This is a genomic window from Halorubrum sp. Atlit-28R, assembly GCF_003665955.1.
In the GTDB taxonomy this organism is placed as follows: Archaea; Halobacteriota; Halobacteria; order Halobacteriales; family Haloferacaceae; genus Halorubrum; species Halorubrum tropicale.
In genome coordinates this window covers 1-460 of sequence record NZ_QPLS01000219.1, presented here as the reverse complement: position 1 = coordinate 460, position 460 = coordinate 1, and the positions used below count along the sequence as shown (strand labels likewise).

Here is a 460-nt window from a genome sequence, read left to right as displayed (position 1 = left end):
AGGCGGTGAACATCGCATCCAGCATACCCGCCGGGAACAAAGCCTCTACCGCATCCCAGACCAGAGAGACACCGCCTGCCAGTTCGGTTAACTGATGATCCAGCCAAACCTGCGACGTTTGTGACAGGCCATAAACAGGTTGACTGAAAATACCCTGCTCCGGCTCTGCGCTAATTCCCAAAGCGCTGGTAAACACCACCGGCATAACCAGTTCAGGCGCCTGATGCAGACGAGCCAGTTCACGGAGTACCTCAACGGCTGAGAGCGAACGGTGATCCAGCGCGCCCCACATATCGCGTTGTACCTGGCACACTTCATCCAGCCAGCCGCCGTCGGCATGACGACACGGCACCAAAACCAGCGAAGTGAAATCACCCATCACCCGGGTCATATCATCGTGGCCTTCAGGACGATCAAACAGGGTCAAATTGAGGGTAAAGTCCGGCTGATTGCTCCAGCG

General features: G+C 56.7%; 1 pseudogene. It reads right to left on the bottom strand.

What is annotated here, in order from left to right:
* A pseudogene (locus DVK06_RS18795) lies at nt 1-460 on the bottom strand (non-ribosomal peptide synthetase); the annotation flags it as partial.